This window comes from Streptomyces sp. NRRL S-244 (assembly GCF_000717915.1).
Taxonomy (GTDB): domain Bacteria; phylum Actinomycetota; class Actinomycetes; order Streptomycetales; family Streptomycetaceae; genus Streptomyces.
Genome location: NZ_JOCX01000003.1, coordinates 123,456 through 150,157 on the forward strand (window position 1 = coordinate 123,456; position 26,702 = coordinate 150,157).

Annotated in this window: 19 protein-coding genes; 13 read left to right on the top strand and 6 right to left on the bottom strand. The window is 74.5% G+C overall.

Going from position 1 to position 26,702, the window contains the following annotated elements:
- Positions 1-5 precede the first annotated feature (5 nt).
- Complete coding sequence (locus tag IF02_RS0104565; RefSeq protein WP_030153928.1) at positions 6-1,433, top strand: GH1 family beta-glucosidase; 1,428 nt, start codon at positions 6-8, stop codon at positions 1,431-1,433.
- Here the strand turns inward: IF02_RS0104565 and IF02_RS0104570 are convergent.
- From IF02_RS0104570 to IF02_RS0104585, 4 genes are all read right to left on the bottom strand, one after another.
- A complete protein-coding gene (locus IF02_RS0104570; RefSeq protein WP_030153929.1) occupies positions 1,405-2,067 on the bottom strand; it encodes a HutD family protein in 663 nt (220 codons plus the stop codon). The genes IF02_RS0104565 and IF02_RS0104570 overlap by 29 nt on opposite strands.
- An 88-nt stretch (positions 2,068-2,155) precedes the next feature.
- Positions 2,156-3,865, bottom strand: a complete 1,710-nt coding sequence (locus IF02_RS0104575; RefSeq protein ID WP_030153930.1) for a glycosyl hydrolase family 18 protein — start codon at positions 3,863-3,865, stop codon at positions 2,156-2,158.
- 148 nt (positions 3,866-4,013) lie between these two features.
- Positions 4,014-4,754: a hypothetical protein gene (locus tag IF02_RS0104580; protein WP_030153931.1), complete on the bottom strand. Its 741-nt coding sequence runs from the start codon at positions 4,752-4,754 to the stop codon at positions 4,014-4,016.
- Between the two features lie 256 nt (positions 4,755-5,010).
- Positions 5,011-5,742, bottom strand: coding sequence for an NADPH-dependent F420 reductase (locus tag IF02_RS0104585; protein ID WP_078621870.1), 732 nt, complete (start codon positions 5,740-5,742; stop codon positions 5,011-5,013).
- Positions 5,743-6,122: 380 nt separating this feature from the next.
- Here IF02_RS0104585 and IF02_RS0104590 point away from each other — a divergent pair, with 380 nt between their 5' ends.
- The 10 genes from IF02_RS0104590 (at position 6,123) to IF02_RS0104635 (ending at position 22,807) form a co-directional block, all read left to right on the top strand.
- Positions 6,123-8,084 carry an AfsR/SARP family transcriptional regulator gene (locus IF02_RS0104590; protein WP_037835563.1) on the top strand — a complete coding sequence of 654 codons (1,962 nt, stop codon included), beginning with the start codon at positions 6,123-6,125 and terminating at the stop codon, positions 8,082-8,084.
- A gap of 95 nt (positions 8,085-8,179) precedes the next feature.
- A complete protein-coding gene (locus tag IF02_RS0104595) occupies positions 8,180-10,426 on the top strand; it encodes a TOMM precursor leader peptide-binding protein (protein WP_030153934.1) in 2,247 nt (748 codons plus the stop codon).
- Positions 10,416-12,452, top strand: coding sequence for a TOMM precursor leader peptide-binding protein (locus IF02_RS0104600; protein WP_158708452.1), 2,037 nt, complete (start codon positions 10,416-10,418; stop codon positions 12,450-12,452). Before IF02_RS0104595 ends, IF02_RS0104600 begins: the two co-directional genes overlap by 11 nt.
- Before the next feature lie 18 nt (positions 12,453-12,470).
- Positions 12,471-14,054: a SagB family peptide dehydrogenase gene (locus IF02_RS0104605; RefSeq protein ID WP_030153936.1), complete on the top strand. Its 1,584-nt coding sequence runs from the start codon at positions 12,471-12,473 to the stop codon at positions 14,052-14,054.
- Positions 14,055-14,141: 87 nt separating this feature from the next.
- Positions 14,142-16,880, top strand: coding sequence for a lantibiotic dehydratase (locus IF02_RS0104610; RefSeq protein WP_030153937.1), 2,739 nt, complete (start codon positions 14,142-14,144; stop codon positions 16,878-16,880).
- Positions 16,868-17,971, top strand: coding sequence for a lantibiotic dehydratase C-terminal domain-containing protein (locus tag IF02_RS0104615; protein WP_051695750.1), 1,104 nt, complete (start codon positions 16,868-16,870; stop codon positions 17,969-17,971). Before IF02_RS0104610 ends, IF02_RS0104615 begins: the two co-directional genes overlap by 13 nt.
- Positions 17,968-19,092, top strand: a complete 1,125-nt coding sequence (locus IF02_RS0104620; protein WP_051695753.1) for a peptidase M50 — start codon at positions 17,968-17,970, stop codon at positions 19,090-19,092. Before IF02_RS0104615 ends, IF02_RS0104620 begins: the two co-directional genes overlap by 4 nt.
- Positions 19,093-19,131: 39 nt before the next feature.
- The gene (locus IF02_RS0104625; RefSeq protein ID WP_030153940.1) at positions 19,132-20,097 is read left to right on the top strand and encodes an ABC transporter ATP-binding protein; all 966 of its coding nucleotides are present in this window, start codon (positions 19,132-19,134) and stop codon (positions 20,095-20,097) included.
- Positions 20,094-20,849 carry an ABC transporter permease gene (locus tag IF02_RS0104630; RefSeq protein ID WP_030153941.1) on the top strand — a complete coding sequence of 252 codons (756 nt, stop codon included), beginning with the start codon at positions 20,094-20,096 and terminating at the stop codon, positions 20,847-20,849. Before IF02_RS0104625 ends, IF02_RS0104630 begins: the two co-directional genes overlap by 4 nt.
- Positions 20,846-22,807, top strand: coding sequence for a TOMM precursor leader peptide-binding protein (locus IF02_RS0104635; RefSeq protein WP_078621871.1), 1,962 nt, complete (start codon positions 20,846-20,848; stop codon positions 22,805-22,807). The genes IF02_RS0104630 and IF02_RS0104635 overlap by 4 nt, the downstream gene beginning before the upstream one ends.
- An 83-nt stretch (positions 22,808-22,890) precedes the next feature.
- On the opposite strand, the gene IF02_RS0104640 is transcribed toward IF02_RS0104635, so the two are convergent.
- Positions 22,891-23,064, bottom strand: coding sequence for a thiazolylpeptide-type bacteriocin (locus IF02_RS0104640; RefSeq protein ID WP_007268044.1), 174 nt, complete (start codon positions 23,062-23,064; stop codon positions 22,891-22,893).
- Positions 23,065-23,233: 169 nt separating this feature from the next.
- Between IF02_RS0104640 and IF02_RS0104645 the strand changes: the two genes are divergently transcribed.
- Both IF02_RS0104645 and IF02_RS0104650 read left to right on the top strand, forming a co-directional pair.
- The gene (locus IF02_RS0104645) at positions 23,234-24,466 is read left to right on the top strand and encodes an amidohydrolase (RefSeq protein ID WP_030153943.1); all 1,233 of its coding nucleotides are present in this window, start codon (positions 23,234-23,236) and stop codon (positions 24,464-24,466) included.
- 122 nt (positions 24,467-24,588) lie between these two features.
- On the top strand, positions 24,589-25,095 hold the full coding sequence (locus IF02_RS0104650) for a hypothetical protein (RefSeq protein WP_030153944.1): 507 nt from the start codon (positions 24,589-24,591) through the stop codon (positions 25,093-25,095).
- 67 nt (positions 25,096-25,162) lie between these two features.
- On the opposite strand, the gene IF02_RS0104655 is transcribed toward IF02_RS0104650, so the two are convergent.
- Complete coding sequence (locus IF02_RS0104655) at positions 25,163-26,524, bottom strand: FAD-dependent oxidoreductase (RefSeq protein ID WP_030153945.1); 1,362 nt, start codon at positions 26,522-26,524, stop codon at positions 25,163-25,165.
- Positions 26,525-26,702: the final 178 nt, after the last annotated feature.

Sequence of the window (26,702 nt, forward strand, 5' to 3'; positions counted from 1 at the left end):
TTTTCATGACCACGCTCGACGCGTCTCCCCTCGCGCAGACGGGGCTCGCCTTCCCGGCCGGTTTCCGCTGGGGCACGGCCACCGCCGCGTACCAGATCGAGGGCGCGGCCACGCTGCACGGCCGGACGCCGTCCATCTGGGACACCTTCAGCCACACCCCCGGCAGGGTCCTCAACGGCGACACCGGGGACACGGCCGCCGACCACTACCACCGCATGGCCGAGGACGTGGCCCTGCTGAAGCGGCTCGGCGTGAGCGACTACCGCTTCTCGGTGGCCTGGTCCAGGGTCCGGCCCACCGGCCGGGGGCCCGCCGCCCGGCGCGGCCTGGACTTCTACCGGCGGCTGGTCGACGCGCTGCTGGCCGCCGGGATCCGGCCGGTGGCCACCCTCTACCACTGGGACCTGCCGCAGGAGCTCGAGGACCTGGGCGGCTGGCCCGTACGGGAGACCGCCGAGCGGTTCGCCGAGTACGCGGGGCTCGTGGCCGGGGCGCTGGGCGACCGGGTGGCCGACTGGACGACCTTCAACGAGCCCTGGTGCGCGGCCTTCCTCGGCTATGCCTCGGGGGTGCACGCCCCGGGCCGCACCGAGCCGGAGGCCGCGCTGCGGGCCGCACACCACCTCAACCTCGCCCACGGCCTGGGCACGGCGGCGCTGCGCGCGGTCCTCCCCCGCACGGCCGAGGTCTCGCTGACGCTGAACCTGCACGTGGTGCGGCCGCTGACGCGCTCCGCCGCCGATCTGGACGCGGTGCGCCGGATCGACGCGCTGGGCAACCGGCTCTTCCTCGACCCGGTCTTCCACGGGCGCCTGCCGGAGGACCTGGTCCGCGACACCGCCGGGGTGACGGACTGGTCCTTCGTCCGGGACGGCGATCTTGCGGCGGCGGCCGCCCCGATCGACTGGCTGGGCATCAACTACTACGCGCCGACGGTGGTCGCGGACGCAGGCCCGCCCGAACCCGCCGGGGCCCTCGCGCAGGAGGGGCCCTCGCCGTGGGTGGGCGCCGAGGAGCGCGTACGCATCCTGCCCGCGCCGGGGCCGCGGACGGCCATGGACTGGCCGGTCGACGCGGGCGGCCTGCACGAGCTGCTGGTCCGGCTGCGCGACGAGCTGCCGGGCGTGCCGCTGATGATCACGGAGAACGGCGCGGCGTACGCGGACTACGCCGACCCGGAGGGCGATGTGCACGATCCGGACCGGATCGGCTATCTGCACGGCCATCTGGCCTCGGTGCACCGGGCGATCGAGGACGGGGTGGATGTGCGCGGGTACTTCGTGTGGTCGCTGCTGGACAACTTCGAGTGGGCGTACGGCTACAGCAAGCGGTTCGGCCTCGTCCACGTCGACTTCGCGACCCAGCGGCGCACGCCGAAGGACAGTGCCCGCTGGTACGCCGACGTCATCGCCCGGGGCGGGCTGCCAGCCTGACCACCGCCGCGTGGCCCCGGGTGCGCAGGCCGCAGGCGTTGCCGCCGGAGATCCGGACCGCGTCGTACGGGCCGAGGGCGACGGGCCCGGACGCGGTGTCGGGTCCTGTTCCGGTCTCGGGTCCTGTTCCGGCTTCGGGCCCTGTTCCGGCTTCGGGTCCTGTTCCGACTTCGAGTTCCGCCGGGCCCCGGAGCGCGACCACCAGCAGGGTCTCCCCCGGCGCGGTGGCGAGCACGAGGGTGCCCCGTACGACGGCGGTCTGCGCCCGCACCCGGTCCCGGCGGTACATCACGTTGAAGTTCACGACGGGCCCGTCGAGGAGCCGGCAGTCGGTGGGGGCGTCGCCGGGGAAGTCCTGTGGCGCGTAGCGCTCGTCGACGAGGCGGCGGGCGCCGGCCACCGTGAGGTCCATGCCCGCGCCCTCGGCGAGGGTCAGCGTGCGGTCGACCCCGGGGAAGCCGGAGAACGGCCCGTCGGCGGCCACCTCCGCGAGGCTGATCCGCCACCCGAAATCGGCCAGTCCGGCGCCTTCGGGCCAGGCCGCGATCTCGCGGGTCACCCCGCCGCCGTTCTTCCAGGCGACCGCCGCGCGGTCGCCCGCGCGCAGGATCCGGATCTCGTTGCCGCCGGCCATGGCGCTGTTCCTTCCGTCGGGTACGCACCGCCCTGCGCGGGGCGGTGCGTACCCGGGCGGCCGTGGCCGAGCCTATCCACCCCGCGGTCTACCCCACCGAGAGGTCGTCCCCGTACACCGCGCCCTGCCCGTACCAGCCGTGCAGGTAGACGGTGACCGTGCCGGAGGCGCCGGTGGTGAAGGGCACCGTCAGCTTCGACCAGCCGGTGGAACTGGTCCACGTACTGGCGCTCGCGCCGCCCCGGACGCCCAGGTAGGCGTAGCTGCCCTGCACCCAGCCCGCCAGCGTGTACTTCGTGTTCGGGGTGAGGGTCAGCGTCTGGGTGCACTCCCCGGTCTGCGCGGAGGTGGGTGCGGTCTTCAGGGCGTACGAGCCCCCGTGCGCGGGGGTGCCCACCAGCGCGCCGCCGCTCTCGCAGGTCCACGGGGCGAGGGCGCCGCTTTCGAAGCCTCCGTTGACGAGAGCGCCGCTCCCGCCGCCCGGGCCGGTGACCGTGAGGGTGAGGGCGGCGGTGTGCGCGAGGGCGCCGGCGGTGCCGGTGACGGTGATCGGGTACGTGCCCGGGGCGGCCGAGGCGGAGGCTGCGACCGTGAGCCGGGCCGAGCCGCCCGCCGTCACCGAGGCCGGGTCGACGGAGGCCGTGACTCCGGCGGGTGCGCCGGACGCCGTCAGTGCGACGGTGCGTGCGGTGCCGGAGACGACGGCCGTGTTCACGGTGGCGGAGGTGGAGCCGCCGGGCGCCACGGAGGCGGAGCCGGGCGCGACGGCGAGCGAGAAGTCGTCGGCGACGGGACCGCCGCCGCCGGTGAACGGCGCGAAGGTGTGGCTGAAGTACCAGGGGTCCTGGACGATGCCCGAGCACGAGTCGGAGCCGCCGGTGCCCGGGCAGCCGCCGTTGTCGCGCTGGAGCGCCCAGAAGGAGAGCATGTTGATGCCCCGGCCCACCGCCCAGTCGCGGACGGCGGTCGCGTCGGCGGTGGTGAAGGTCTCGGCGGGGCCGTAGTCGTCGATGCCCGGCATCTCGGTGACGCCGACCATGCCCCAGAGCTGGGCGGGGGTCTTGGCGGGGTACAGGGCGGCGAGCTGGTCGTGGAGCCCGGTGGCGGCGGTCTGGGTGTCGGTCGCCATGTGGTGGGTGGCGCCGTCGTAGTAGTCGAAGGTCATCAGGTTCACGACGTCCACCTGCGCGCCCGCCGCCTTGGCGCTCTTCAGGACCGCGAGTCCGCTGCTCGCGAGGCCGCTCGTGGTGGTGGGCAGGGTGTACGAGACCTGGAGCGGGCGGCCGTTCGCCGCGGCCCAGTCCTGGACCTTCTTGATCGCCTGGTTGCGCCGGTCGATGCCCGCCTTGTTGGTCAGCGAGTTGTCCTCGATGTCCATGTCGAGCCGGGAGACCTCGTAGGTGGTGATCACCTTCTCGTACGCGGCGGCGATCGCGTCCACGCTGGTGCAGCTGTCGGCGATCTCGGTGCCGCCGTTGTCGGCCGCGTAGCCGCCGAAGGAGGGGATCACGTCGCCGCCGCGGGAGCGGATCGTGGCGAAGTCGGCGCCGAAGACGGAGGCGGAGACGGGCCGTCCCGTGTCGCCGTTCCAGTACGGGGTGCAGGAGCCCCTGGCCTCGGTCTGCACGAACGCCATGGTGAGGTATTTCGCCCCGGACTTCTGGGCGAGGTCGGCGGGGCTGTCGGAGGAGTACGCCTCGAAGTACGGGGCGAAGACGTGCGCGGGCAGCGGGGTCGCGGCGTGGGCGGCGCCGCCGGCGGCGAGGACGAGGCCGGCGGACGCGAGGACCGTGGTCATTGCCGCGCATAAGGCATGGAGGGGCCTGGGACGTCTCATCGATGCTCCCGGTGGGGCGTGAGCGAACGGGCGGACGCCTCATGATTGGTCTGGACCAAGTGTGGGTCAAGGGTCCGGACCCCGTCGGTTGCCCCGGCGGGAACGGGAGTTACAGGAGGCGCCGGGTGGTGAGGGGCAGCGAGACGTGTCCGGGGTGTTCGAAGTCGGCGGAGGTGCCCTCGGCGGCGTCCGCGTCGATCGCGTACACCATGAGCGGGCTGCTGCCGGTGGGGCCCGTGGCGGTGGCGCGCAGCCGGTAGCGGTCGGTGCGGACGGCGTCGCGCGCGAGGGCGGTGCCGCCCGTGTAGAGGTGGGCCGGTTTGGCGTCGGTGGCGATGCGCAGGTCCACGGCGCGCCAGGCCCCGGTGGCCGGGTCGCGGCGTTCCAGGACGAAGGGGGCGGCCGGCCCGGGGAGGTCCCCGGGTTCGCCGGTCAGGGGCTCCATCTGGAAGGCGACGAGCAGGTGCCGGTAGGCCTGGGAGTTGCCGTTGCGGACGGTGACCGTGAACTCCTGGGCGGCGCCGCCGCGGACCAGGCGCAGCGCGCCGCCGGGGGCGGCGGCGGTCAGGGTGAGCCGCGTCGCGGGGGCCGGGGGCGCCGACGGCGTCTTCGTGGGCGCGGCCGGGGACGCGGCGGCGGGGGTGGCGGTCGGGGACGGCGTGGGCGCCGGTGCGGAGGAGGCCGGGGTGGCCGATGCGCTCGCCGCCGGGGACTCGGAGCCGGAGGACGAGGGGCTCACCGACCGGGCGGGAGCGGCCGGGTGGTCCGGGTGGCCGGAGCAGGCCGTCAGGACGGCCGGGAGTGCCGCCAGTACCGCCGAGGCGATCAGCAGACGGGGTCTGACGTGCATGGTGCGCCCTCCTACGGCTCCCGTGAGGGCAGGACCGTAGCAAGCCCGGGCCAACGGTACGGAGGGTCGGGGGATGACACTTCGGTATCGGTTCCCGGCCAGGGGAGCACGGCCCGGCGTCGAAGGGGCCGGCGTCGGGGGGCGCGGTCCGGAGTCGGGGGGCGTGGTCCGGTGTCGGGGGGCGTGGTCCGGTGTCGGGGGCCGCGCGCCCGGGCCGGCGCGGGAGGGTCCTTACTCCCGCGCCCGCCTTGGACGGTCAGCCCTTGAAGGCCGCCTGACGGACCGGAGAGGCCTCGGCGAGGGCCTTGACGACCGCGTCGGTCCCCGCCCGGAGCCCGTACACGGGGGTGCCCGGCTGCTGGCGCCAGGAGTCGTCGATGCCGCCCGCGTCCACGGTGTCGAAGCCGAGCTCGTCGATGAGCGCCCGGACGGTGCGCTTCGCCGCCGCGTCGTCGCCGGCCACCGGGAGGGCCACCCGGTCGGGGGCCCCGGCCGGACGGTGCAGGCTCAGGAGGTCCTCGGCGTACGTCCCGTTGAAGGCCTTGACCACCGGGTGCCCGAGGCGGCGCTGGCTCCAGCCGCTCTCGGTCAGGCCCTCGTCCTCGATCTCGGCGATACGGCCGTCGCGCTGCTGCGGGTAGTAGTTGCCGGTCTCGATGAGGACGAAGTCCTCCGCCGCGCCGTCGAAGAGGCCGGCGGGCAGGTTCGCCACGTTCTTCAGGGGGACGGTGACCACGACGACCTCGGCGCCCCGCGCCGCCTCCGCGACCGTGACGGGCGTGGCTCCGGTCTCCTTCGCCAGGTCGGCCAGGGTCTCGGGACCGCGGGAGTTCGCCACCGACACCTCGTGTCCGAGGGCGGTGAGGCGGCGGATGAGGTTGCCGCCGATGTTGCCTGCGCCGATGATGCCGATCTTCATGAGCTCTCCAGTGCGTGCAGGGTGGTCGGGTGCTGCGTGGAGTCCGAACCACCGGGCGCCGCCGCGCATTCCGCGGCCGGCGCTCCCACCTCACGGATCACCCGTACGAGTGGCCGGTTCCGGGCGGTACGAAATCAGCCAGGGAACTTCGGCGGCGCGTGACCGGAAATCGACTTCGATTGCCGCGCGATGAGATCCGTACGGAGAATTCGTTTACACGTGAACATCCTCGCCAACCGGTGGTAACTTCACGGGACTCCAGGGTGACGGAAAGAAAGAGAATCGCCGTGCGGTCGGAAACAAGCCGTACACCACTCGACTTTCACAAGATCCCTTATGTAGTGTTTCATTCATTCGCCGCCCCACCAGGGGGCGGAGAGCAGGCGCGGCCGACCACCGCCCCTGTCCTGCTCGTTCGCGAAATACGTGACCCGACACGAGGGACCAGTATGCGGTTCCAGCTTTTGGGGCCGCTGAGTATTGCCCACGGCCCGGAAACCGTAGTTCTCAAGCCATCCAAGCCGACCAGTCTTCTCGCCGCTCTTCTTCTGCATCCCGGGGTCGTCGTTTCGACCACCTATCTGGTGAGTGCGGTGTGGGACGAGGAACCGCCGGCCACCGCGCGCGCCGCGTTGCAGACGTGCGTCCTGAGGCTGCGGAGGTTATTCACGAAGTACGGCATATCCACGACCACCATCGAGGCCGTGCCCGGCGGATACCGGATGCACAACGACGCCGAGACCCTCGATCTCGTCCTCTTCCGCGCCCTGACCTCGCAGGCGCCGGCCGCCGCCGGACCGGGCGAGGAGCTGTACCGGCTGCGCGAGGCACTGTCCCTGTGGCACGGGCCGCCGCTCGCCAACGTGGCCTCGCGGATGCTCCGGCGTGACGCGGTGCCCTCGCTCGAACAGGAGCGGCTGCGCGTGCTGGAGCGGGTCTGCGATCTCGAACTCGCCGCCGGGAACTGCCACCAGGTGCTGGTCGACCTGTACGAGAGCGCCCGCCGCCATCCGGTGCGCGAGCGCTTCACCGAGCAGCTCATTGAGGCCCTCTACCGCACGGGGCGGCAGGCGGAGGCCCTCGCCGAGTACCGCACGGTACGGGACCGGCTGCGCGACGAGCTCGGAGTCGACCCGGGGGCCGGGCTGCGCCGTCTGGAACTGGCCATCCTGCGGGCCGAGGAGATCGGCGGGCCGGATGCGGCTGCCGCGGGTCCGGCGGCACGGCCTGCCATCGGGCCGGCGCCCGGGCCTGCCGCCGGGCCTGCCGTCGGGTCTGGCGTCTGGCCTGTGCGAGGGCCTGCCGTCGGGTCCGGCGCGGCACCGGCCGTGGGGCCCGCCGCGCAGCCTCCGGCGGGGCCGGATCTGCCGCGGACCGCCGCCGCCCCGGGTGCGCTGCCCCTGCCGTCGGCGCGGCCGGCCGAGCCCGCGGCGGACAGCGGCTGGCGCGGGGTGCCCAGGAAGGGCTCCGGGCGCCCGGGCCTGGCGCCCGTGCCCGGGTTCGCCGGGCGGGAGGGAGACCGCGGGGCCATCGCCGCCCGGCTGACCTCCCCCGAAGGGCCCCGGCTGGTCGTCGTCTCCGGGGCGCCCGGCATCGGCAAGTCGGCGCTGGCCCACCAGTGCGCGTACGAGGTCCGCGGCGAGTTCCCCGGCGGGGTGTTCACCCTCGCTCTGACCCGGCCCGACGGCAGCCGCCTCACCCTGGACGAGGCCCGGGAACTGCTGCCCGGACCCGGCGACGGCAACGGCAACGGCGGCCGCCGGCTCCTCGTCCTCGACGACGCGGCCGGCGCCGGGCAGGTGCTGCCTCTGCTCCCCGCGGCCGAGGACGCCGCCGTACTGGTCACGAGCAGACGGGGTCTCGCCGCGGTCGTCGCCACGCACGGCGGCGCCGTCCACCGGCTGGACGTCCTCGGACCGGACGAGGCGTACGCACTGCTCGCCGGGCTCGTCGGCGCCGACCGGATCGCGGCCGAGGCGCAGGCGGCCGCGGAACTCGCCGACGTCTGCGGGCACTTCCCGCTCGCCCTGCGCATCGCGGCCGGCCGGCTGCTGACCCGGCCCGGACTGTCCGTGGCCGACTGCACGGCCTGGCTCGCGGAGGAGCCGACCGCCCGGCTCGCCCTCGCCGAGGATCCACGGCTCTCCGTACCGGAGGTGTTCGGGCGGGCCGTCGGCGCCCTCTCGCCCGAACTGCGCGAGGTCTTCCTCCGCTTGGGCTCCCTCGGTCCGCGGGCCCCCCTCACGGACGCCGGGTCCGAGACCGAGCTCGAACAGCTCGTGGAGGCCGGGATGCTGGAGGACGGACCACCCGGCCGGCCGCCGTACCGCCTCCATTCCTTCCTCCTCGGCTACGCGCGCCGGCTGGCCCGCGGGCCCCTCCCCGCGGCCGCCGCCCCCATCGCGCGCTGAGCTCCCCTCCCGCTCCCCCTCCCCACTCCCCCTCCCCACTCCCCTCGACTTCCTCTGTCGCCTCCCTCCACCCACACCGCACCCAGGGGTGTCCCATGTCCCAAGCCAGCTATGAGACCGTCGCCGCCTCACGGCCCCGGATACGCCGGGACGTGCTCTTCACCGAGACGCCCGACGGTGTGCTGTTCCACAACTCCGACGGCGGGTTCCGCATCACCGCCCGCTCGGCGTACCGGTTCGCCACGCTGATCGTCCCGCACCTCACCGGGGAGCACTCCGTCGCGCAGCTCTGCCAGGGCCTCGGCGACGCCCAGCGCGCGATGGTCGGCGAGCTCGTCAAGACGCTGTACGAAAGGGACTTCGCCCGCTCCGTCCCGGCCCCGCGGACCCCCGCCGGCCCGGTGCCATCCCCGGACGTGGCGCGGCGGTTCGCGCCGCAGATCGCGTACGTGGACCACTACGCCGACGAGGCCGAGGACCGCTTCCTGCGCTTCCGCGGCACCCGGGTCGCCGTTCTCGGCGAGGACTCCGTGGCCCGATGGTGCGCCCTGAGCCTGGTCCGCAACGGCTGTGCGGTCGTCGGTGTCCTGCCCGGCGCGGAGCCGGACCTCGTCGAGGCGGACGCGGAACAAGCGCGGGCCGACGGCTGCCCGGTGGAGATACGCACCCTGGCCCCGGGCGAGGAGCCCTTCGGGTGGACGGAGTTGGCGGGGTTCGACTTCGTCGTGGTCACCGGGGGCCACACGGCCCCCGCACGGCTGCTCCCGCTGCTGCGCGCCGGGATACCGGAGGGCCGCACCCTCCTTCCGGCCTGGTCGTACGGCTCCGACGTCGTCGTCGGCCCGCTGATGGCCGCCGGGACCGAGGGCTGCTGGGCCTGCGCGGCGCTGCGGCTGGGCTCCGCCCGCCCCGGTTCCGGGGCGGCCGCCGACCTGTGGAGCGCACTGGCCCTGCCGGGCACCGGGGCCGTGCCCTCCGGTCCCGTGCCGGGCCGGCCGCTGGCCGCGATGATCGGCAATCTGCTCGGGTACGAGGTCTTCCGCGCGGCCACGGGCGCGCTGCCCGCGGAGACCTCCGGGCGGCTGGTCGTCCAGGACATGGAGTCGCTGGACGTCACCGCCGAGCCGCTGTTCCCGCACCCGCGCTGCCCGTTCTGCGCCGGGGGCGAGACGGCCGACGCGGCCGACGGCCGGGCGGCCGGGCAGCCCGTGGACCTGGCCGCGGCTGGTACGTCGGGTGCCCCCGAACTTCCGACGCCCGAGACCGCTCGCGAAGCGGACGCGCTGGTCGAGGAGTTGAACCGGCGCTCCGCCATCGTCCGCCCGTACGCAGGCGTGTTCACCCGCTTCGCGGACGAGCCGCTCACCCAGATCCCGCTCAAGCTGGGAGTGGTCGAGCTGGGCATCGGCCATACCGGTCCGCGGGCCATCACCGCCTTCGACATCCACCACGTGGCGGGCGCCCGGATGCGCGCCCTGGACGCCGCGGCGCTCGTGTACGCCGAGCACGTCGTCCCGGCGCGCGGGCTCGTGACCGGCTCCCGCGTGCAGTCCCCGGCCGCGCCCGCCCTCGCCCTCTCCTCCGGGCTGCCGGGCGGGCCCACCGTCCACCAGCGGGCCGTGTCCCTCCTGACGAAGGAACCCCTCCTCGTCCCGGCGGGCGCCGTCCGCCCCTTCGGTCCGCACAACGCCGACCGGCTCTTCGAACGGACCCGCGCGGGGGCCGGTGCGGGCCCCGCCCCCGCCGACGCGGCAGCGGCCGGGCTCCTCTCGGCCCTCGCGTACGACGCGCTGCTGCGCACCGTACGGGGCACCCCGGCGACGGCGGTGCCGCTGCCGGACCCGGACGGGCCGGACGCCGAAGTCGGGTTCCTCGTACGGTCGGCGGACCGGCTGGAGCTGCCGGTGGAACTGCTCGACCTCGGCGAGGGCGGGCGGAGCGGCGTGAGCGTGCTGCTCGCCCGGTCCGCGGAGCGCTGGGCGGTCGGCAGCGGCCTGGACCGGCGTACGGCGGCCGTGGCCGCGCTGCGCGAACTCCTCGGCGCGGCCCAGTACGAGGCCGACCGGGCGGGCGGCGGCCGGCCGGTCGACACCGGCGATCCGCTGCTGCGCGATCTGGACCCCAGGGCCCTGGCGGTCTCGGGCCCGGGCTCCGGCGGTGAGGCTGTAGAGGCGAACGGAGCGGCCGGGGCCGTCGGTTGGCCGGAGGTGCTGGAGCGGCTCGGCGCCGCCGGACGCGATGCGTACCTGGTCCCGACGGGCGCGCCCGAGCTGGCGTCGGCGGGTGTACACACCGTACGGGTGCTGCTCACGGCGGTGCGGGAGCCCGGCGATGACGCGTAGCCTCCCCTCGCTGGTCCGGGCCGACCCCGCCGTGCGGGACGTGCTCGGGGCCGGGGCGGCCGAGCGGTTCACGGCGCTGCTGGACCGGGCGTTGGACGCGCTCGGCGGGCCGCCGGTGGAGCTGTCGGTCCTCGGGGCGCGCAATGCCTTCGCCGAGCCTGCCTCCGAGCCGGAGCCGGATCCCGGGCCGGATCCCGGGCCGGACTCCGAGCCGGACTCCGGGCCCCTGTCCGCGGAGATCGGCGCCGCCCTGCCCGTCCGGCTGTACGGCCGGCAGGCGGTGGTCGGCCCGGTGCCGGTCCCCGGCGGCGGCGGTCCGGGGTGTGCCCGGTGTCTGGAACGGCGCTGGCAGGCCGTACGGTCCGTCGCGCTGCGCGATGCCCTGGAGCTGGGCGGGGGCACCCGGGCGGCGGGCGACTGGCCGCACGCCCACGCCTTCGCCGCCGACGCCCTGGCGGCGCTGGCCTCGCTGGTCACGGGTGCCGCGGGAGTCGCGGGAGTCGCGGCCCCCCGCGGGCCGTTCCCCGAGGTGCGGTCCCTGGACCTCGGCACCGGCGCCGTCCGGCGGTATCCGCTCGTACCCGACCCCGAATGCCCGGTGTGCGCGGCGCCCGTCGCCGACGAGCCGCGCGCCCTGGAGCCACTGGCGCCCGCGCCGAAGTACCGGCCGGGAACCTTCCGTACGCGGCCCGTGGAGTCGTACGCCCTCGACGTGGCGGCCTTCGCCAATCCGCTGTGCGGGGCGCTGGGGCCCTCCCTCGTCCAGGACGTCTCCTCCACCTCCACCTCGGCGACCATCGGCTGCTTCTCGCTGCGCTCCGGCCCCTATCTGCGCGAGACCTTCTGGGGCGGCCACACCGACTCCTTCGACCGCAGCGCCCGGGTCGGGGTCCTGGAGGGGCTGGAGCGGTACGCCGGGATGCGCGCCCGGGCCCGGACGACGGGCGTGCGCGGCTCGCTCGCGCGGCTCGGCGCCGACGCCGTGGACCCGCGCGAGGTCGGCCTGTACAGCGAGCGGTTCCACGCGGACAATCCGCGCGTGCGGCCGTTCGACCCCGGCCGGGAGATCCCGTGGGTCTGGGGCTGGTCGCTGCGCGACCGGGTTCCGCGCCTGGTGCCCGAGGTGCTGACGTACTACCACTCGCCCGGCCTGGAGAACCGTTTCGTACAGGAGAGCTCCAACGGCTGTGCCACCGGCGGCAGTCTGGCCGAAGCGGTCTACTTCGGGCTGATGGAGGTCATCGAGCGGGACGCGTTCCTGCTCGCCTGGTACGGGCGCCAGCCGCTGCCCGAGATCGACCCGGCGACCAGCAGCCGCACGTCGACCCGGGTGATGGTGGACCGGCTCGCCCTGTACGGGTACCGGGCACGGTTCTTCGACACCCGGATCACCTTCCCCGTCCCGGTGGTGACCGCCGTCGCCGAGCGCTTCGACGGCGGACCCGGCCGGATGTGCTTCGGGGCGGGCGCCGGCCTGGACCCGGAGTCGGCGCTGGACTCGGCGCTGTGCGAGATCGCGACGGACGCCGTGAACCTGGCCGGGCGCACCGGGCGGGACGAGGCCCGCCTGCGCGCGATGGCCGCGGACTTCGACCTCGTCACCGCGCTCCACGACCACCCGCTGGTCTACGGGATCCCGGAGATGGGCCGGCACGCGGACTTCCTGCTGCGCGCCCCGTCCCGGGAGCCGCTGCGGCCGGTCTCGGCGCTCCGCCCGCCCGAGGACCGGTGGGGCGGCGCCGGTGGGGCCGACGACGTGCGCGAGGACCTGGCGCGGTGCGTCGACGCGGTGGCCGCCGAGGGCTTCGACGTGGTGGTGGTCGACCAGACCCTGCCCGAGCAGCGGGTCCTGGGGCTGCACACGGTGAGCGTGCTGGTGCCCGGACTGCTGCCGATCGACTTCGGCTGGTCGCGCCAGCGGGCGCTCGGCATGCCCCGGCTGCGGACGGCCCTGCGCGCGGCGGGGCTGCGCGAGCGCGATCTGGAGCCCGGCGACCTCAACCCGGCCCCGCATCCCTTCCCCTGACCGACCGTAGGAGGACCCGTGGGCTACGCCCATGACTACGCCACCGCCATCATGCACCGCGGCCGGGTGCCGATGGAGCCCGTCGACTTCGTACCCGACTGGGCCGACCGCCCGCGCAAGGCGAAGTTCCATCCGGGCGCGGAGACCCTGCCGCTGCCCGAGCCGGCGCCGGGTCGCGCGACCGGACCGGTCCGGGGGTTCACGCTGCCGCTGCTCTCCGGGATGCTGCTGGACTCGTACGGGCTGACCGGCCGGCGCCTCGGCATACAGGCCAACACGGATCTGGCGGCGCTGCCCCACTACCCGCAGGCCAACTGGTCCCGGGGGACGGCCTCCGGGGGCGGGCTCTACCCGGTCGCCGTCCACTGGGCGGCCGGACCGGGCGGGCCGCTCACACCGGGCCTGTACCACTACGCGCCGCACCAGCACGGGATGCGGCGGCTGCTGACCGGTGACGTCAGGGGTGACATCCGGGAGGCGCTGGGGGCCGACGCGCCGGCGCACGCCTCGGGCGCCGCCCAGTACCTGGTCCTCAGCGTCAAGTACTGGCAGAACTCCTTCAAGTACAACAGCTTCTCCTTCCACGCGGTGTGCATGGACGTGGGCACGGTGCTCCAGACCTGGCGGCTGTGGGCGCGGGAGCACGGGCTGCGGATCGCGCCCGTGCTCTGGTTCGACGAGGAGCGGCTCGCCCGCCTGCTGGGCGTGGACCACCGGGAGGAGGGGGTCTTCGCGGTCGTGCCGCTGGAGTGGGCGCCCAGGGCGGCGGGCGACCGTACGGCCGCGGACGCGGGCCCGGCGCCCTCCTCCCGCGGCCCCGCCGCCGTCCGTCACCACGACCGCGAACGCTCCCGCCGCGTCCTGGCCTTCGAGACCCTGCACCGGATCCACGAGGCCACCCTCGGCCGTGCCGCGGACCGCCCGGAGCCCGGTGCGCTCGACGACGCCGCCGCCCATCCGCCGCGCGGTACGGGTCCGGTGCCGCTGCCCGCGCCCGCCACCGCCCCCACCGGCGTCCGCGCGGCGCTGCGGGCCCGGCGCAGCAGCTTCGGCCGGTTCGACGCGAGCCGCCCGGTGGGGCCGGAGCAGCTGGCCGCCGTACTGGCGGACTGCGCCACGGCGGCCATCGGCAGCGAGGCCGAACGGCCGCAAGGGCCGGGACTGACCTCGTTGTACGTCTTCGTCAACCACGTCGAGGGGGTCGCCCCCGGCGCGTACGCCTACGATCCGGTGGCCCGCACCCTGCGCCTGGTGGTCCCGGGCCCGCCCGGCCCGTTCCTCCAGCGCAGCTACTTCCTCTCCAACTACAACCTGGAGCAGGCGGGTGCGGTGATCGTGCCGACCGTGCGGACCACCGCCGTCCTCGACGCGGTGGGCGACCGCGGCTACCGCCTCGCGGGCGCAGCCGTCGGGGCGGTCGCGCAGACCTTCTACACCAGCGCCGCCGCCCACGGGCTGGGCGCGGGCGTGGCGCTCGGCTTCGACACGATCAGCCACATCGAGGAGCTGGGACTGACCGGCACCGACGAGGCACCGCTGCTGATCATGCTGCTCGGCCACGAGCGGCCGCAGCCCGCCGACTTCCGCCACGAGATCGCCTGACCTCGCCCCTGCCCCTGCCCCTGCTCCCCCGACCTCGACCACGACCACGACCGCGACCCCACCGACGACAGAACCAGGACGATCAGGATGAACACCACCACCGAATGGCGGGCGGGCGACCGCTTCATGCTGCGCGTGGCCGGACTGCCCCTGACCGCGGTCGACGCGCTGCGCTGCCCGGACACCAGCCGCTGGGCGGCCGACGTACTGTCGGCCGAGGACTCGCTGCGCGCCGACGCGGAGCAGCTGAGCGAGGCCCTGCACAAGGCGGTCGGCGCGACCGACCCCGGCCCGGGCGGCGAGGGCGCGGCCCGGCGCCGCGCACTGCTGCGGCTGCGCCGCCAGATCCACAACGGCAAGCTGCCCGCCGACCCCGACGCGGCCGTACGGGAGGTCTCCGACGTCGACGGCGTCGCGGCCGGGCACCTCGCCGCCTGGGTGTTGCGGCGGCGCCGGCTGGACGCGCTGCTGGCCGCGGGGGCCGGGCTGCTCGGCGGCGATCTCGGGCGGGGCCGCGCCGCGCTGCGCGAGCTGCTCGGGGACGACCAGCTGCGGATGGGCCTGCTGCTGGCCTCGCCGGTGCTCGAAGCGCAGCTCGACGCGTACGCGGGGGCCACGGGCGTGCCCGGTGGCAGAGCCCGCAAGGTGGAGCGCTCGGTGCTGTCGTACGTCTACCGCACGGCCTGCAAGACGAGCCCGTTCAGCACCTTCACGGCGGTGGCCACGGGCCGGTTCACCCCCGCGGCGGAGCCCGGGGAAGGCATCCGTACCGCGGACACCTGGACCAGCCATGTCCGGCTGAACGTCGTGGTACTGGCCCGGATCGCCGAACTGGTCCTCGCCGATCCGGTGCGGCGGCGGGACCTGCCGCTGCGCCCGGCCCCGGGCTGGGGGCGCGAGGACGACCGGATCCGCTACGTACGGCGCTCGGTCACGGCGGGCGACGACGCGGCGGCGGTCACCTTCGACGCCGTCAAGGACCGGCTGTTCTTCCTGCGCCGCAGCGGCACCCTCGACCGGCTGCTCGCCCTGTTCGCGGAACGCCCCGAACTGCGCCACCAGGAGCTGGCCGACTGGCTGGCCGCCGAGCACGGCGCGGCGCCCGCCGACTGCGAGGCGTACATCGGCGCGCTGCTCCAGCTCGGCATGGTGCGGGTGCCCTGCCTGGACACCGAGGTCCACGGCGGGGACCCGCTGCGCGCGTTCCAGCGGTCGCTGTCCGCCCTGGAGCGGCCGTGGGCCGAGGACCTCGCCGGGCTGCTCGACGCGCCCGCCGCCGTACTGGAGCGCTATCCGGCGGCCGGGGCCCGCGAGCGGGCACGGCTGCTGGGCGAGCTGCGCTCGGGCCTGCACCGGGTGCAGCGCGAACTCGGCGCCCTCGGCACAGCGTTGCCGCAGACCCTGCTCTACGAGGACGTGAGCGCGGGCCGGGAGCTGGCCTGCCCGGAGCCGGCCTGGGCGGCGGCGGACGCCGACGGCGGGGCGCTGCGCTCCGTCGAGCGGATCCTGCCCGCCTTCGACCTCACGCTGGCCCAGCGGATCACCTTCGAGGGATTCTTCACCGCCCGCTACGGCCCGGGCGGCCGCTGCGAGGACCTGCTGGGCCTGGTCCACGACTTCCACGAGGACTTCTTCGACCAGTACCTGTCCTTCACGGCCCGCCGTACGCCCTTCGACGCGCGCGGGGAGTACGTCCCCGAGGAGAACTGGCTCTCCCTGCCCGGCATCCGGGCCCTCGATGCGGCGCGGCGCGCCTTCGTCGGCCGGATGCGGGCGGCCTGGTCGGCGTACGGAGACCGGGGCGCGGGTGAACTGCGCCTCAGCCAGGAGGACATCGATGCGGTGGCGGGCGAACTGGAGCCGGTGCTCCCGGGGTTCGCCCCGCGCTGCCACCATCTCCAGCCCGCCCGCGATCCCGCCACCGGGGAGCGGCTGACCGTGCTGAACCGCTCGTACGGCGGCCTGTCCTTCCCCTTCAGCCGCTTCACGCACGTGTACGAGGCCGACGAGGACGGTCCCGGTCTGGCCGAGGGGCTGCGGGCGACCGCCGCCGAAGTCACCCCGCAGGACGCGGTGTTCGCCGAGGTCACCGGCGGCCCGGTGACCACCAACCTCAACCTGCACGGCCCGCTGACCGACTACGAGATCGTCTGCCCGGGCGAGGGCGGCACCCTGCCGGAGGACCGCCGGCTGCACCTCGACGACCTGTATGCCCAGCACGTGCCGGACACCGGCCGGGTGGTGCTGCGCTCGCACCGGCTCGGCCGCGAGGTCATCCCGGTCTACCTCGGCTATCTCGTACCGCTCGCCCTGCCCGCGATCCCGCGGACGCTGCTGCTGCTCTCCCCGTCCTCGATGTCCCCGCTCGACGTGTGGGCGGGGGTGCCGGAGGGCGCCGCGCACGGCGGGGTCCACACCCGTCCGCGGGTGGTGCACGGGGACCTCGTGCTGAGCCGCCGCAGCTGGACCACCACGGCCGGTGAACTGCCGGTGCAGGGTGCGCAGGAGGCCGGGCACTTCCTGGACTGGCAGCGCTGGCGGCGGGCGCACGGGCTGCCGGAGCGGGTGTTCGCGACCGTCTCCGCCGGGCCCTCCGCGCTGGGGGCCAAACCGCAGTACGTGGACTTCTCCAGCCTGCTCTCGCTCGCGGCCTTCGAGCCGCTGCTGCGCGATCCCGGCCACCGGGTGGTCTTCCGCGAGATGCTCCCGGACCGCGGCGGCCCGCACACGTACTCCGAGCGCGGCGCCCACGTCGCCGAACTCGCCGTCGAGACCTTCACGACCCTCATCCGACGCCCGGAAGGCGGACCCCGATGTCAGAGCTGACCGAGATGCCCGGCGGCGAGGAGCGCGGTGCGTGGCAGGCCGTGCACGTCTTCTACGCCGCCAACCCGACGCCCCTGCTGGTGCAGTGCGTGCGCCCGCTGGTCGCCGGCCTGTCCCGGGACGGGCTGCTCGCCGGGCACTTCTTCATCAACTACTGGCTTGAGGGCCCGCACGTACGGCTGCGGCTGCGCCCCGCCACACCCGCGGACGGGCCCGAGGTGCGCCGCCGCACGGAGGAGGCCGTCACGGCCTTCCTCAAGGCCCGGCCCGCGCTCTACGAGGTCGACTCCGGCTTCCTCAACGAGTTCTACAACACCCTGTTCGACATCGAGTTCCCCGAGGGCGACCGGGCCGCGTTCACGGGCCCCGACGGCCGGATGAACCTGCGGCCCAACAACAGCCACGCGTACGAGCCGTACGAGCCCGAGTACGGAAAGTACGGCGGCCCGGCCGGGGTCGAACTCGCCGAATGGCATTTCGCGCACTCCAGCGATCTCGTCATGGACGCGCTGAGCGGGATGAACCTGCACCTGCGGACCGTTCTGCTCGGCACCTCGGCCCAGCTGATGATGGTGATGGCGGGGGTGTTCCTGCCCGACCGGGAGGAGCTCGGCGGCTACCTCGACCGCTATTACGAGTTCTGGCACCGGGCGTTCCCCGGCACCGGGTTCATCGGCTCGGCCGAGTACGACCGTACGTACGAGCAGACCGGGCCCGGGATCGCGCGCCGCTTCACCGCCGTCCGCGAGGCGCTCGCCGCCGGGGAGACGGGCCGGCTGCCGGGCTTCCTGGCCGGGTGGGCGGAGCACTGCCGGGAGCTGCGCGGGCGGGCCGAGGAGCTCGCGAAGGCCGGGGAGCTCGTCTTCCGCTCCTGGGACGGCACGCGCGACGAGCGGGTGACGGATCCGGCGGCGGCCCTGCCGCTGCTGCTCTCCCCGTACATGCACATGACCAACAACCGGCTGCACGTGACGATCCGGGACGAGGCCTATCTCGCGCACCTGCTCGGCCGTGTGCTGCGCGAGGGCGCCGGCGGGCCGTCCGGCTCAGGGGCGGCGGGCTCCGGGCCGACCGGGGCGGTCCGGGCGTGAGCACCCCCGCGGGGCTGCTCGAGCACCGGCCGGCGCTGCGCCCCGGCATCCTGCTGTCGCCGCCGCTGCTGAACGGGCCGGCCGTGGTCCACCTGGTCAAGGACCCGGTGTCCGGGGCCTCGTTCGAGATCGGCCCGAAGGAGTTCTTCCTCGTCTCGCGCCTCGACGGGACCCGTACGCTCGCGGAGATCGGCGTGGCGTACGGGGAGGCCTTCGGCCGCCGGCTCGGCGAGCGGAACTGGCAGCAGCTGCTGGCCCTGCTCGGGACCCGGCGGCTGCTCGCGGGCGGTCCGCCGCCCGCAGTGGTCAAGGCCGCGGGCCCGCCGAGGACCGGGAACCTGCTGCGCGGCACCCTGCGGCTGGTCGCGGACGCCGACGCGACGACGGCCCGGCTGCACCGGTTCCTGCGGCCCGCCCTGCGCCCGGCGGTGCTGGGGCTGCTGCTCCTGCTCTGCCTGGCGATGGAGTCGGTGCTCGCCGCGAACGCAGGTGCCCTCGTGCGCGATCTGTGGTGGCTGGCCTCGCATCCGGTGCCGCTGCTGGCGGTGGCCACGCTGCTGTGGCTGAGCACGGTCCTGCACGAGTTCGCGCACGGGATCGCCGCCCGCCATGTCGGCGGAACCGTCGGCGAGATCGGGCTGCGCTGGCGGCTGCCCGTCGCGATCATGTACTGCACCGTCGACAACTACCGCCATCTTCGCCGCCGCCGGGACCAGCTGGCCGTCGCCGCGGCCGGGGCCTTGGCCAACCTGCTCTTCCTGCTGCCGTTCTTCGGATGGTGGACGGCCCTCGCGCCCGGGGACGCCACGGGCAGGGTGCTCGGCGCGCTGCTGCTGCTCGGCAGCGCCCAGGCACTGGTCAACCTCGTCCCGCTGCCACCGCTGGACGGCTACACCATGCTCGGCCACGCGCTGCGCGTGACCCGGCTGGCGCCCGCCGGTTCCGCGTACGTACGGCTACGGCTGCGCGACCGGGCAGCGGCGGCCGGCTACCCGGCGCGGGCCCGCCGGATCTACACCGGCTACGCCGTCGGCTCGGCCGTCCTCGTCCTGCTGGCGGCCTGCGCGCTGACGGCCGCCGCCTGGTACGCGATCGCAGCCGCCGCCTCCTCGTCCTCCTGATCCCGACATCCGCGACAACACCGAGGGAATGCACCGCCCATGACGACCGACAGCACCCGACCCCCCGACTCCTTCGCCATCGCCGTCCGGGACGTACGCAAACGCTATGGCGACCGCCAGGCCGTGGACGGGGTCTCCCTCGACGTCCGGCGCGGCGAGTTCTTCGGCCTGCTCGGCCCCAACGGCGCGGGCAAGACCACCCTCATCGAGATCATGGAGGGACTGCGGCAGGCCGATTCCGGCACGGTCCGGGTCCTCGAGCACAGCCCCTGGCCGCGCAACACCGCGCTGCTGCCCCGGATGGGCGTGCAGACGCAGGCCTCGGCCTTCTTCGTACGCCAGAGCGCGCGCGAGCACCTCGCCACCGTCGCCGGGCTGTACCGCGCCGAACCGGCGGCCGCGGACCGCACCCTGGAGACGGTGGGGCTGACCGGGCAGCGCGACGTACTCGTCGAGAACCTCTCAGGCGGGCAGCGCCAGCGCCTGGCCATCGCCTCGGCGCTGGTCCACGGCCCGGAGCTGATCTTCCTGGACGAGCCGACCGCCGCCCTCGACCCGCAGGCCCGCCGCGATCTGTGGGAGGTGCTGCGCGTCCTCAAGAGCGAGGGCCGCACGATCGTCTACACCACCCACCACCTGGACGAGGCCGAGGCCCTGTGCGACCGGGTGGCCATCCTGGTCGACGGCAAGGTCGCCGCCCTGGACTCCCCGCACCGGCTGGTCACCACCGCCGGGGCCCCCTCGCGGCTGTTGCTGCCGGCCGGCCGGATCGAGCTCGCGCAGGCCATGGCCCTGCCCGGGGTGGACCGGGCGAGCCTCCAGGGCGGCTCGCTGGTCCTGGAGACCGCCACACCCGGCAAGGTGCTCCAGGCCGTCGACGCGCTCACCGGGCTCGACGGGGTGCTGACCCGTACGGCCACCCTGGAGGACGTCTACCTCGAACTCACCGGCCACGCCCATCCCGAACACACCGCGCACCCCCACACCACGGAGTCCCAGGCATGAGCGCGTACACGGCCCTGACGGCCGCCGGCTACCGGGCGCAGGTCCGGGACAAGGCCACCCTGTTCTTCACGTTCGCCTTCCCCCTGCTCTTCCTCGTCGTGTTCGGCCTGATCTTCAGCGGGCAGGACGTGGAGCAGAGCGGCCGCCCGTACATCTCCTACATAGCGCCCGGCGTGATGTCGTGGGGCGTCGCCAACGCCGCCGTGTTCGGCATCGCGTTCACGCTGATGCAGTGGCGGCGCGACGACCTGCTCCGGCTGATCCGGCTGACCCCGACCCCGCTGACCACCGTGCTGGCCTCGCGGTACGTGCTGGCGCTCGTCGTCGGCGCCGTACAGGCCGCGGTGTTCATCGCGGTCGCGATGCTGCCCGGGTTCGGGCTGGTGCTGGACGGGCGCTGGCCGCTGGTGCTGCCCGCGCTGGCCCTCGGGATCACCGCGTTCATGGCGATCGGCGTGATCGTCGGGACGTACGCGAACACGCCCGAGGCCGTCGCCGCGATCGCCAACTGCATGATGGTGCCGATGGCGTTCCTGTCCGGTTCCTTCCTGCCGCTGGACATGATGCCGGCCTGGCTCCGCTCGGTCTCCCGGGTGCTGCCGCTGCGCTACCTCAACGACGCGGCGACGGGCGCGCTCACCGGTTCGGGTTCGCTCGGGACGATCGGCACCGGGTGCGCGGCCCTGGCGGGCTTCGCCCTGCTGTTCGGCGCGATCGGGCTCAAGACCTTCCGCTGGAGCAACCGGACATGAGGGCGCCCCTCCTGAACCCCGGCCGCCCCGCCGCCCCCGACGGCTCCCCGCTGGAGGCGGCCCGGCGCGACCTGGCCGGGGCACTGGCCGGACTCGGCGCCGCCGTGGTCACCCTGGGCGTGCACGACGCGCTCGGGCCGCGCGCAGCCGACCCGTTCGCGGCGGTGCGGCCGGCCGCCACCGTCCATCTCGGCGCCCGGGCGGTACTGATCGGCCCCTGGGGCGGGGACGGCTCCGCCCCGGCCTGCGGGCAGTGTCTGGCGATGCGCTGGCAGCGGCTGCGCAGCCGCAGCGAGCGCGACGCCCTGGAGACCGGCAGCCGGCCGCCCACCCCGGTGGCCGCGCGGTGGCCGCTGCTCACCCCCGCCCTGCGCGACGCCGCGTACGCGCTCCACGAGGCGGTGTTCGGCGGGTACGTCAGCGCGCCCGGCCCGGCGGCGGCCGACCGGGCCCTGCCCCAGGTCACCCGGCTGGACCCGGAGACCCTCCAGGTCCGTACGTACCCCCTGGCCGCCGACCCGCTCTGCCCGGACTGCGGACCGCGCGGCGCCGACGCCCCGGCGCCCTTCACACCCGTCTCCCGGCCCAAACCCGCCCCGGGCGCACAGAGGCTGCGCGCGGCGGACTCGTACCCGATGCCGTACGCGGCCCTGGCCAATCCGGTGACCGGGGTCCTCGGCGGGGGCACCTGGACCGACATCACCTCGCCCACGACCGCGCCCGTCGCGGGCAGCGTCTTCATGCGCGGCTACGCGGGCCTGACCGACGTCACCTGGAGCGGGCAGGCCAACGGCTACACCGCCAGCCGGGACCTCGCGTACCTCGAAGGGCTGGAGCGGTACGCCGGGACGCACCGCCGCACCGGAAGCTCCCCGCTCACCGCCTCGTACGCCGAGCTGGGCGACCGGGCACTGGACCCGGCGGAGTGCGGCTTCTACGCGCCGCGGACCTACCGCGACGATCCGCTGGTGTCGCCCTTCGACCCCGAGCGGCCGATCCCGTGGGTGTACGGGCATTCCCTGCGCGACGAGCGGCCGGTGCTGGTCCCGGCGCGGCTGGTGCACTACAGCGCGGGGCTGGCGGCCGACAACTTCGTCTTCGAGTGCTCCAACGGCTGCGCCATCGGCAGTTGCACGGAGGAGGCGCTGCTGGGCGCGCTGCTCGAACTGATCGAGCGGGACGCCTTCCTGCTCGCCTGGTACGGCGGGCTGCCGCTGACCGAGATCGACCTGGGCTCGGTGCCGGGTCCGGCGGTCCGGACGATGGCCGACCGGGCCGCGCTCCAGGGGTACGAGGTCCACGCGTTCGACAACCGGATCGACCTGGCGGTGCCCGTGGTCACCGGGCTCGCGATACGCCGGGACGGCGGCCCCGGGCTGTTCGCGTTCGGGGCGGGCGCGGCGCTCGATCCGGCGGCGGCCGTGGAGGCCGCGCTCTCCGAGGTCCTCACCTACATTCCGCACCTGCCCCGGCAGGTCGCGGAGCGCCGGGACGAACTGGAGGCGATGGCCGCCGACTTCACCCGGGTACGCCACCTCAAGGACCACGCCCAGCTGTACGGGCTGCCCGCGATGGCCCCGTACGTACGGCCCTACACGGAGCCGGCGGGCATCCGGCCGATGGACGCGCTGTACGGGTCGTTGCCGTACCGGCCGGAAGGCTCCCGCGGGCGGCCGGCCACCGGCGATCTCCGCGATGACCTGCTGTACTGCGTAAGGGAGTTGACCCGGGCGGGGCACGATGTGATCGTCGTCGACCAGACGACCCCCGAGCAGCTGCGGATCGGGCTGCGCACGGTGTGCGCGGTGGTGCCGGGGCTGCTGCCGATCGACTTCGGCTGGTCGCGGCAGCGGGCTCCGTACCTGCCACGGCTGCGGACGGCGCCGCGCCGGGCGGGGCTGCGGGAGACGGATCTGGCGGAGTCGGAGATCCGGATGGTCCCGCATCCGTTCCCCTGACCCGCCCGCACCGTACGCCGGTGCCCCGGCCCGCGCGCTGCGCGAGGGCCGGGGCACCGGTGTGCGTGCGGCCTGACCCGGGGTCAGGCGCTACAGGAGGTCGTGCTGGTGGTCGAGGAGCAGGTCGAGGTCGAGCTGCAGCTCGTGGAACCCGCGAGCACGACCTCGCTGGCGTCCGAGTAGTCGGAGATCTCGAACGTCTCGGATTCGAGTTCGAGGATCTCGTCGGCGAGCGAGGCGAGGGGCGACTTCTCCATGATGGCTCCTTCGGTCGGTGCGGCCGGCTGGTGACAGGCCTGGTGCATGGCCCCTCCATCAGAGCCCTTCGCGCCGTCAGCTCACCCCCCGGACCGCTGGCACCTCTCTGACAGGAAGTGTCAGCGCCCTGACGCGCCCGCCCCGCGGGCCCTGTCCGACGATGGAGCCATGCTCTCCGCTCTGATCAGGCCGCTGACCACCCTGTACCTCGAACTGCACCGGGATCCGGAGCTGTCGGGCCGGGAAGAGCGCACGGCGGCGCGGTTCGCCGGCGCGCTCGAAGCCGAGGGGTACGCGGTGGCGCACGGGATCGGCGGGCACGGCGTCGCCGGGGTGCTGCGGAGCGGCGACGGGCCGACGGTGCTGCTGCGGGCCGAACTCGACGCCCTGCCCGTACGGGAGACGACCGGGCTGCCGTACGCGAGCGAGGGCGGCGCGGCGCACGCCTGCGGGCACGATCTGCACCTGGCCGCGGCGGCCGGGACCGCCGCCCTGCTGGCCAGGGCGCCGGGCAGCTGGCGGGGCACGCTCGTCGTGGTCGGCCAGCCCGCCGAGGAGACCCTGGAGGGGGCGCGGGCGATGCTGGAGGACGGGCTGTACGAGCGGGTCGGGCGGCCCGATGCCGTCCTGGCCCAGCACGCCGCTCCGCTGCCGGCCGGGATGGTCGCGCACGGGTACGGGCCGATGACCGCCGGAAGCGTCACGTTCCGGATCGTGGTGCACGGGCGCGGAGGCCACGCCGGAGCCCCGCACCTCACCGTGGACCCGGTGGTGACGGCCGCCCACGTGGTGACCCGGCTCCAGACGGTGGTGGCGCGCGAGGCGGCCCCCTCGGAGCAGGTGGCCGTCACCGTCGGCTCATTCCGGGCGGGCGAGCGCGCGAACGTCGTGCCCGACCGGGCCGAACTCGGCGTCACCGTACGGGCGGCCGGCGAGGCGGCGCTGACCCGGGCGGCGGCCGCCGTGGAGCGGATCGTCCGCGCCGAGTGCGCCGCCTCGGACTGCCCCCGGGAGCCGGAGGTCGTCCGGGTCGGGTCCTCGCCCGTCACCCATCCCGATCCCACGACCACCGCGGCCGTACGGGAGGCGCACGCGGCCGAGTTCGGCGCGGAGCGGGTGGCCATGTGGCCGCCGTCCCTGGCCACGGAGGACTTCGGGCTGTTCGGCGACGCGGGCCGGGAGCTGCACGGGGCGGATGGGGTGCGCCTCGCGTACTGGATGCTGGGCGTGATCGGCCCGGCGGCCTGGTCGGCGGCGCCGGGCGCGACGGCGGCGCAGAAGCTGGCCGTCCTGCCGGCCAACCATGCGCCGGATTTCGCGCCGGACGTGCGCACGGCGCTCCCGGCGGGGGTGCGGGCCCTGCGGGCGGCGGCGCTGAGCTGCCTGGGTTCGCCCCGATAGGCGGCCGTACGCCATCCGCGTCGCATTCAGGTCATTTCGTACGTTCCGAGAACCGTCCGCCGGGGTGGCGGCGTCGGTGGGTTCAGCTACTCGGCAACCGAGCACGGTGAAAGGTCCGAACGATGTTCACGTCTCCGGCCAAGGCCAAGCGCACCGCTTCCCTCGCCCTCGCGGCCACCGCCGCGACGGCCGCACTCACCCTCGCCTTCGTCACCAGCGCCTCCGCGACCGCCGGCGCGGGCGCGCCGCAGGACGGCCGGGCGGCCGCCGCGGCCCCGCCCTCGTCCGTGTCCGGCAGCCCGGAGGGCGCGTTCTCCCGGATCGCCACCTTCTACGGCGCGTACATCGACGCGGTGTACGACGGGGACGGCACGCGCGCGAAGCAGCTGCGGGCCGCCTACCTCTCCGCGCCGCTCCAGCGCGAGCTGGCGAAGTGGGAGCAGACCAACCACGCGGACGGCGTCCTGCGCGCCCAGAACGTGCCGCTGGAGTGGAAGGTCACCTACGTCGACAGCGGCATGGGCAAGACCAATGCCACCGTCACCCTGACCTGGAGCGGCAGTGACACCACCCGGCTCCACGTCCAGGCCGACCTGAAGACCCGGAAGATCCTCTCCATCACGGACTGACGACGCTCCGGACATGCGGAGGGGGGCCACCGCCGGCGGCCCCCGTCCGGTCAAGAACGCGTGGCGGTCACGCGCCGCTCGCCTTCAGCATGTCCTCGCGCTCGACGATCTTCACGCGCTCGCGGCCCTCGGGCTCGCCCAGCGCCTTCTCGGCCGCGTCGAGCCTGTACCAGCCCTCCCACGTCGTGAAGCGGACGTTCCGCTCGGCCAGGAAGGCCTCGACGGCCTCCGGCGCGGGTGCGGCGGGCGTCTGCAGGAGGCCACCCGCGTGGTCCGCCAGGAGGTTCGCGACCGTCTCGTTCGCGTCGCCCTTGGTGTGGCCGATGAGGCCGATCGGACCGCGCCGGATCCAGCCCGTGACGTACGTGGACCGCAGGTGCGCGCCGGCTTCGATCACCCGGCCGCCCTCGTCCGGGACGGTGCCGCTGTCGACGTCCCACGGCAGCTTGGGCAGTTCGTCGGAGAGGTAGCCCACGGCGCGGTAGACGGACTGGACGTCCCAGTCGGTGAACCGGCCGGTGCCCTTGACGTTGCCCGTGCCGTCGAGCTCGGTGCGCTCGGTGCGCAGGCCGACGACCTTGCCGTCCTCGCCGAGGATCTCGGCGGGCGACTCGAAGAAGTGCAGGAAGAGCTTGTGCGGGCGCTGCCCGATGTCGCGGATCGCCCAGTTCTCCAGGGTCTTGGCGACCATGTCCGCCTGCTTGTTGGAGCGGCGGGTGGCGATCGAGCCCTCGTCGTAGTCGATGTCCTCGGGGTTGACGATGACCTCGATGTTGGGCGAGTGGTCGAGCTCGCGCAGCTCCATCGGGCTGAACTTGGCCTGCGCCGGGCCGCGACGGCCGAAGACGTGCACCTCGAGCGCCTTGTTGGCCTTGAGCCCGTCGTACACGTTCGCCGGGATCTCGGTCGGCAGCAGCTCGTCGGCGGTCTTCGCGAGGATGCGCGCTACGTCGAGGGCGACGTTGCCGACGCCGAGCACGGCGACCTTCTCGGCCTCCAGCGGCCAGGTGCGCGGGACGTCGGGGTGGCCGTCGTACCAGGAGACGAAGTCGGCGGCGCCGTAGGACCCGTCGAGCTCGACGCCCGGTATGGCGAGCGCGCGGTCGGCCGTCGCCCCGGTGGAGAAGATGACGGCGTCGTAGAACGAGTGGAGTTCGTCGAGGCTGATGTCGTTCGGGTAGTCGACGTTGCCGAACAGGCGGACCTGCGGCTTGTCGAGCACCTGGTGGAGAGCGGTGATGATGCCCTTGATCCGCGGGTGGTCGGGGGCGACGCCGTACCGGATCAGGCCGAAGGGGGCGGGCATCCGCTCGAAGAGGTCGATGGAGACACCCGGCTCGGCGGCCGCCTCGGACTTCAGCAGCGCGTCGGCGGCGTAGATTCCGGCGGGGCCGGCACCGACGATGGCTACCCGGAGGGGGCGAGGCATGACTGGTTCCCTTCGACCGAAAAACACTGGATCAGGGGAACCTTAAACTAAGGGAACCCTAACCCAGCACCCGCCCCCCACTTATAGCCCTATAAACAGAGCTTATGACCTTCCCAAGACATCCTTGGGGGTGCCGGTCACACTGGAACCCGGAACCAGGAGGCACTCGGGAGGTACC